Source organism: Verrucosispora sp. SN26_14.1 (assembly GCF_004307965.1).
Lineage (GTDB): Bacteria > Actinomycetota > Actinomycetes > Mycobacteriales > Micromonosporaceae > Micromonospora.
Genome location: NZ_SISL01000311.1, coordinates 1 through 6974 on the forward strand (window position 1 = coordinate 1; position 6974 = coordinate 6974).

General features: G+C 70.4%; 7 protein-coding genes and 1 pseudogene. 7 read left to right on the plus strand and 1 reads right to left on the minus strand.

What is annotated here, in order from left to right; genetic code table 11:
- Positions 1–76: 76 nt before the first annotated feature.
- The 3 genes from EYA84_RS22730 to EYA84_RS22740 all read left to right on the plus strand — a co-directional run bounded on the left by EYA84_RS22730 (position 77) and on the right by EYA84_RS22740 (position 2439).
- Positions 77–382, plus strand: coding sequence for a type II toxin-antitoxin system VapB family antitoxin (locus tag EYA84_RS22730; protein ID WP_131055140.1), 306 nt, complete (start codon positions 77–79; stop codon positions 380–382).
- A gap of 38 nt (positions 383–420) precedes the next feature.
- Positions 421–1572, plus strand: a complete 1152-nt coding sequence (locus tag EYA84_RS22735) for an acyl-CoA dehydrogenase family protein (protein WP_236145911.1) — start codon at positions 421–423, stop codon at positions 1570–1572.
- A gap of 114 nt (positions 1573–1686) precedes the next feature.
- On the plus strand, positions 1687–2439 hold the full coding sequence (locus tag EYA84_RS22740) for a DUF4230 domain-containing protein (protein ID WP_131055144.1): 753 nt from the start codon (positions 1687–1689) through the stop codon (positions 2437–2439).
- A gap of 324 nt (positions 2440–2763) precedes the next feature.
- Here EYA84_RS22740 and EYA84_RS22745 read toward each other — a convergent pair whose 3' ends face one another.
- Positions 2764–2970 carry a PspC domain-containing protein gene (locus tag EYA84_RS22745; protein ID WP_131055146.1) on the minus strand — a complete coding sequence of 69 codons (207 nt, stop codon included), beginning with the start codon at positions 2968–2970 and terminating at the stop codon, positions 2764–2766.
- Between the two features lie 531 nt (positions 2971–3501).
- Between EYA84_RS22745 and EYA84_RS22750 the strand changes: the two genes are divergently transcribed.
- The 4 genes and pseudogenes from EYA84_RS22750 to EYA84_RS22765 form a co-directional block, all read left to right on the plus strand.
- Positions 3502–4878, plus strand: coding sequence for an L-serine ammonia-lyase (locus tag EYA84_RS22750; protein WP_131055148.1), 1377 nt, complete (start codon positions 3502–3504; stop codon positions 4876–4878).
- A 57-nt stretch (positions 4879–4935) separates the two neighbouring features.
- Positions 4936–5763, plus strand: a complete 828-nt coding sequence (locus EYA84_RS22755) for an ABC transporter permease (protein ID WP_131055150.1) — start codon at positions 4936–4938, stop codon at positions 5761–5763.
- On the plus strand, positions 5763–6509 hold the full coding sequence (locus tag EYA84_RS22760; protein WP_131055152.1) for an ABC transporter ATP-binding protein: 747 nt from the start codon (positions 5763–5765) through the stop codon (positions 6507–6509). The genes EYA84_RS22755 and EYA84_RS22760 overlap by 1 nt, the downstream gene beginning before the upstream one ends.
- A pseudogene (locus EYA84_RS22765) lies at positions 6506–6974 on the plus strand (CDP-alcohol phosphatidyltransferase family protein); the annotation flags it as partial. The gene EYA84_RS22760 and the pseudogene EYA84_RS22765, both read left to right, overlap by 4 nt.

The window sequence follows — 6974 nt, forward strand, 5'->3', positions numbered from 1 at the left end:
GCACGCGGCGCCCCGCCGCGACCCGGCCCGCGAGGGCGTCGTGGTTCGGCCCGACCAGGGGGAGGAGCGTGCCGTCGTGATCTTCAGAGCGGTCCGGGACGGGTGTCCCTACCCGCAACACAATCTGACCCTCAAGCAGTGGGCGGAGATCCCGCCCCGGCCGCTGCGGCTGGATCAGCTCATCACCACCAAACGGGAGTTGGCGCTGGACAAGCTGCTCGCCGAGGACTCCACCTTCTACGGTGACCTGTTCCCGCACGTGGTGCAGTGGAACGGCGGCCTCTACCTGGAGGACGGCCTGCACCGCGCGTTGCGTGCCGCCCTGCAACAGCGCAACCAGATCCACGCCCGGGTGTTCGTCCTCGCCGAAGCGATCGAGTGACCCGACACCTCCTGCTGAGCCTTCGTTAGGGTGTGGGCGTGGACCTGCTGGACCTGGACTCGTCGCTGACCGAGGAGGAGCGGCAGATCCGCGCCGTCGTGCGCAGGGTGGTGGACGAGCGGGTACGCCCGCACGTCGCCGGCTGGTACGAGGCCGGTGAGGTGCCCGCCCGCGATCTGGCCCGCGAGTTCGGCGCCCTCGGTCTGCTCGGCATGCACCTGACCGGGTACGGCTGCGCCGGCTCCACGGCCGTCGCGTACGGGCTGGCCTGCCTGGAGTTGGAGGCCGGCGACTCCGGCGTCCGCTCCCTGGTCTCGGTGCAGGGATCGCTGGCCATGTACGCCATCTGGCGCTACGGCAGCGAGGAGCAGAAGCAGCGCTGGCTGCCCGCGATGGCGACCGGCGAGGCGATCGGCTGTTTCGGGCTGACCGAGCCGGACCATGGCTCCGACCCGGGGTCGATGGCCACCCGGGCCCGCCGCGACGGCGACGACTGGATCCTCCACGGCACCAAGATGTGGATCACCAACGCCCCGATCGCCGACGTCGCGGTGATCTGGGCGCGCACCGACGACGGCGTGCGCGGTTTCGCCGTACCCATGGACACGCCAGGGGTCACGGCGCGCGAGATCGGCCGGAAGATGTCCCTGCGCGCCTCGGTGACCGGGGAGATCGCGCTCGACGACGTCCGGCTGCCGGCGGACGCCCGGCTGCCCGAGGCCATGGGGTTGAAGGCGCCGCTGGGCTGTCTGACCGAGGCCCGGCACGGCATCGTCTGGGGTGCGCTCGGCGCGGCCCGGGACTGCCTGGAGACCGCCCTCACGTACGCGACCACCCGCACCCAGTTCGGTCGCCCGCTGGCCGGTTTCCAGCTCACCCAGGCCAAGCTCGCCGACATGGCGGTCGAGTGGCACAAGGGCTACCTGCTGGCGCTGCACCTCGGCCGGCTCGCCGACGCCGGTCGGTTGCGTCCCGAGCAGGTCAGCGTGGGCAAACTCAACAACGTCCGCGAGGCGCTGGCCATCGCCCGCCAGTGCCGGACCATCCTCGGTGCCAACGGCGTCTCCGGCGACTATCCCGTCATGCGGCACGCCAACAACCTGGAGAGCGTCCTGACGTACGAGGGCACCTCCGAGATCCACCAACTGGTGATCGGGCAGCGGCTCACCGGCGTTTCCGCGTTCACCTGATCATTCACGCTTCTGACCTGCGGAAACACACGTTCGGGCGACTCGACGAGCGGCTGTCGTACCGGGGGCTTACCGTCATCACAGACAACGCGTCTGACAAGGACGGTGAGGGCGATGGCACGCGACAGCGACATCAACGAGCCCACCAGCACGTTTGCCGACCACCAGCCCGAGGAGGAGAGCACGGGCCGGCCGGATGCCCCGCCCGTGCCACCGGGCGGCGGGGGTGGTGCCGCGCGGGCCCTGCTCTGGGTGCTCGGCGCCGCGGCGATGGCGGTGGTGGTGCTGCTCGGCGTCCAGACCACCGGGCTCCTGCCGGAGTTCCGCAACCCGTTCAGCAAGGAGCAGACCGACCGCACCCAGCCGGCGCTACTGGAGTCGATGCAGGACCTCAGCCGCTACGTCGCCGCCGAGGGCAACTTCCAGGTGGTGGTCGACCTGGAGAACGACCGGCGCAACGTGCCGGACTGGCTACTCAACCAGCGCACGCTGTTCGTCGGGTCGGGCAGCGTCGAGGCGTACGTCGACTTCGGCACCCTCGGCGAAGGCGCGATCGTGCAGTCCGCTGACGGCAAGTCCGTCGAGGTCAAACTGCCCGCCCCGCAGCTCGCCAAGACCAACCTCGACCTCGACAAGAGTTACGTCTTCGCGGAGGAGCGCGGGCTGCTCAACCGCGTCGGCGACCTGATCGGCGGCGACCCGAACCGGCAGCAGCAGGTCTATCAGCTCGCCGAGGACCGGATCACCGCCGCCGCCCGGGACAGCGGCCTGAACGCCCGTGCCGAGGAGAACACCCGCAAGATGTTGACCGGCCTGCTCGGGTCGCTCGGCTTCGAGCAGGTCACCATCACCTACACCGCTCCCTGACCCCCCGCACTTGCCCCGCCCCGCCGGCCGTCGTCTAGACCTGTTGGCGGGGCGGTCGGTCGTCCCCTCCAACCCCTTCCGACGGGAGGGGGCGAGGCAGCAATTTCATGGTTGTTGCTGCCTCGCGGGTGGTGTGAGGCAGCACTATCCATGAAGTTGCGTGGACAGGGCCCGGGGCCGCCCCGCCGGCGACCGGGTCGGACGGGGCGTCGCGGACGGGGCGGGACCGATCAGTGGCCTGCGGCCCAGTGGCCCGGGACTCGGCGGCCTGGGACTCGGTGGTCTGCGGTTCAGCGTGGCCTGCGGTTCAGTGTGGTCTGCGGTTCAGTGGCCTGCGACGAGGTAACGGTCCTCGTTGGGCATGATGATCCAGAGTGCCAGGTAGATGACGACCTGAGTGCCGGGCAGCAGCAGCGACAGCAGGAACAACAGCCGGATCATTCCGGCGGAGGTGCCGAAGCGTTGGGCCAGGCCCGCGCAGACTCCGGCGAACATGCGCCCCTGCCGGGGCCGGACCAGTTTGCGACTCATGGTGGTACTTCCCCTCTGCGGCGATCCGCCGCTCCATGTCATCAACGCTAGGAGCGGATGACCCCCGCGCCCTCGCCCGCGAGAACGAACCTCACCGCGCCCACCCGTAGGTACTTACCCGCGACCGCACCGGCCACCCCTCCCCGAGCAAACCCCGACCCCCGCGTCGATCAAGGACCCGTGGCGAGGCTGCCGCCGTGGTGCGTCCCGTCGTGGTGCGGCCTGTCGATCAAGGACCCGTGGCGAGGGTTCGTCGATCAAGGAGTTGCGGTAGGCGCGAAAGGTGCAAACCAGCCCGGAACCTCGACCACAAGTCCATGATCGTCGGGCCGGGCCGGGCCGGGCCGGGCCGGGCCGGGGAGGGTCGGGCGGTGGGGTGCGGGGTGGGGTGGGGGGAAGGCGGTGGGGGTACGGTCGGTGGGTTGGGCGCTCTTACCAGGGCGTTTGGCGGGCCGCGTCCGGATGGGGGCGGCCACCTCTTTCGGCGGGCCGCTGACCGGTGACCCCGGGGCAGGGCGAGGAAGTGCAGTCATGATCAGTGTGTTCGACCTTTTCAGCGTGGGCATCGGGCCGTCCAGCTCGCACACGGTGGGACCGATGCGGGCGGCGCGTACGTTCGTCGCGGGGCTCAAGGCCGATGGTCTGCTCGCGGACGTGGCCCGGGTACGGGCGGAGCTGTTCGGGTCTCTCGGTGCCACCGGGCACGGGCACGGCAGTGATCGGGCGGTGCTGCTCGGGTTGACCGGTGAGTCGCCGGAGACGGTGGACACCGACGGGGTCGACGCGCGGGTGGCGCGGATCCGGGAGCAGGGTCGGCTGGCGCTGCTCGACACGCACGAGATCGACTTCGAGTGGGACCGGGATCTCACGTTGCACCGGCGGCGGTCGTTGCCGTACCACCCGAACGGGATGGTCTTCGCGGCCTTCGACGCCGGTGGGGCCGAGGTCCGGACGCGGACCTACTACTCGGTCGGCGGCGGGTTCGTGGTGGACGAGGCGGCGGCCGGGGCGGATCGGATCAAGCCGGACGGTACGCCGGTGCGGTATCCCTTCCTGACCGGCGCGCAACTGCTCGGCGTGACCGCCTCGACGGGGCTGTCGATCAGCGAGGTGATGCTCGCGAACGAGGTGTCCTGGCGGGCCGAGGCGGACGTACGGGCCGGGCTGCTGGACATCTGGCGGGTGATGCGCGAGTGCGTGGAGCGCGGCTGTTCCCGGGACGGCACGCTGCCGGGCGGGTTGAAGGTGCGCCGCCGCGCGGCGGAGCTGCGCCGCAGCCTGGAGACCGACACGGTGGTGCCGGACGGGGATCCGCTGCACGTGATGGACTGGGTGACGCTGTTCGCGCTGGCGGTCAACGAGGAGAACGCGGCCGGCGGCCGGGTGGTGACGGCGCCGACCAACGGTGCGGCCGGGATCATCCCGGCGGTGCTGCACTACTACACGCGGTTCGTGCCGGGAGCCTCCGACGAGGGGGTGGTGCGGTTCCTGCTGACGGCCGGGGCGATCGGCGTGCTGTTCAAGGAGAACGCGTCGATCTCCGGGGCCGAGGTGGGCTGCCAGGGTGAGGTCGGTTCGGCGTGTTCGATGGCGGCGGCCGGGTTGGCTGAGGCGCTGGGCGGTACGCCGGCTCAGGTGGAAAACGCCGCCGAGATCGGCATGGAGCACAACCTCGGGTTGACCTGTGACCCGGTCGGGGGCCTGGTGCAGATACCGTGCATCGAGCGCAATGCGGTGGCTAGCATCAAGGCGATCACCGCCGCTCGGCTGGCGTTGCGCGGTGACGGGGTGCACGCCGTGTCGCTCGACAAGGTCATCAAGACCATGCGCGAGACCGGTGCCGACATGAAGGTCAAGTACAAGGAGACGGCGCGCGGCGGCCTCGCGGTCAACGTGATCGAGTGCTGAGCGCACGACCTTCACCGGCTGCTAACCTGTCGTCCGTTCAGCAGGCGGGAGACGGCGGTGACCTCTGGCGTGGGGGCGTTGTGGTCGCACCGCAATTCGCTGCGCATCCTGGTCCGGCGTGATCTCGCGGTCAAGTACCAGCAGTCCGTGCTGGGGTATCTCTGGTCGTTGATCGAGCCGCTGGGCATGGGGGCGATCTATTGGTTCGTCTTCGGCGTCCTCTACTCCCGGGACACCAACCGGCATCTCGGCGAGGCAGCCGGGTCGTACCCGCTGTTCCTGATCACCGGGATCTTCGCCTGGATGTGGACCAGCTCGGCCCTGAGCGAGGCGACCAACGCGCTGACCGGGCAGTCCCGGTTGATCACCACGATGAACGTGCCCCGGCAGGTCTTCCCGATCGGTCGGGTCACCGGGCGTTTCGCCGAGTACGCCGCCGGCCTGCCGATCCTCGGCGCCATCGCGATCTGGTACGCGGCCGACGGCAAGATCGACCCGGGGTGGTCGCTGCTCGCCCTGCCGTTGGCGGTGCTGGTGCAGGCCACCCTGCTGGTCGGGTTGGCGCTGCTGCTGTCGGCGGCGAACGTGCTGATGCGGGACGTGGAGCGGTTCATGCGTCTGGTCATCCGGGTGCTGTTCTACGCCACGCCGATCATCTATCCACTGAGCCTGGTCCGCGATTCCGGCCTGCCCGGTTGGCTCAAGCTGGGTTACGAGCTCAACCCGCTGGTCGGGATCTTCCAGCTCCACCACTCGGTGTGGTATCCGGACGAGTTCCCGGAGGCCCGGATGCTCGCCACCACCGTCGGCATCAGCCTGCTGGTCCTGGTGGTCGGCTGGTGGACGTTCCGTCGGCTCGAACCCGCCGTGCTCAAGGAACTCTGATGGCTGACGCGATCATCGAGGCGGAGGGTCTCGGCATCCGGTTCGTCCGCAACCGCCGTCGGCAGTTGCGGCTCCGCGAGCTGTTCATCCACCGGGGTACGCGTGGCGCCTCCGACGGCCGGTTCTGGCCGCTGCGGGACGTCTCCTTCTCGGTCGCGCCCGGCGAGACGCTCGGGGTGATCGGCCGCAACGGCACCGGCAAGAGCACCCTGCTGCGCCTGATCGCCGGGGTGTTGATCCCCGACGAGGGGCGGATCCGGGTCCGGGGCGACGTCGCGCCGCTGCTGGAGCTCTCCGCCGGTTTCTCCAACGACCTGACCGGCCGGGAGAACCTGTACCTGGTGGGCGGGCTGCACGGGCTGTCGTCGGGTTACCTGAAGCGGCACTTCGACGAGATCGTCTCGTTCGCCGGTGACCAGGTGGAACGGGCCATCGACACCTCGGTGCGGCACTACTCGTCCGGGATGAAGGTCCGGCTCGGGTTCGCGATCATCTCTCATCTGCCGCATCCCGTCCTGCTGATGGACGAGGTGACGGCGGTGGGCGACGCCGAGTTCCGCAAGAAGTGCTACACGACCATCGATCGTCTGCTCGGGGAGGGGCGCACTCTGGTGCTGGTCTCACACAACGAAAAGGACCTGACCCGGTTCTGTCGTCGGGGGCTCTTCCTCGACGGCGGCCGGTTGAGCGTCGACGGCACCATCGCCGAGGCGCTGGCCGCGTACCACGACGCGGTTCCCCGGTGACCCTCGCGATCGTGCTCGCCGCCGGTTCGTCGGCCGCGAGCCTGCCGACGGAGACGGTGCCGGGCGGCTCCCTGACGGACCGGCTGGCCGAGCAGTGGCGCCGGGCCGGGGTGGCCGACGTGCGGTTCGCCGCGTCCCTGGACGAGGTGGCGGACCTGGCTGCCACGGCGGGTGGCCCGGTGGTGCTCAGCGGTGTGGACCTGGTGGCGCACACCGCCGTACTGCGGCATCTGGTGACCAGCCCGGTCGGGCCGACCGTGGCGCTGGTGCTCACCGATCCGCCCACCGGCGGTCGGACGGCCGTTCGCGAGGAGCGCGGCCAGGTGGTCGACGCCGGTCCGGTCGATCGGCTCGACGGCGAGGCCACCGGCATCTTCGGGGGTGCGGTGCGGGTCGGTCGGGACGACGTACCGGCGCTGGTCTCCGCCGCCCGTGCGGCCGACGGCGACCGGCAGGCCGTGGGCC

Coding starts and splice junctions, on each gene's coding strand:
- EYA84_RS22740 (WP_131055144.1), top strand. CDS start 1,687: ATGGCACGCGACAGCGACATCAACGAGCCCACCAGCACGTTTGCCGAC.
- EYA84_RS22745 (WP_131055146.1), bottom strand. CDS start 2,970: ATGAGTCGCAAACTGGTCCGGCCCCGGCAGGGGCGCATGTTCGCCGGA.
- EYA84_RS22750 (WP_131055148.1), top strand. CDS start 3,502: ATGATCAGTGTGTTCGACCTTTTCAGCGTGGGCATCGGGCCGTCCAGC.
- EYA84_RS22760 (WP_131055152.1), top strand. CDS start 5,763: ATGGCTGACGCGATCATCGAGGCGGAGGGTCTCGGCATCCGGTTCGTC.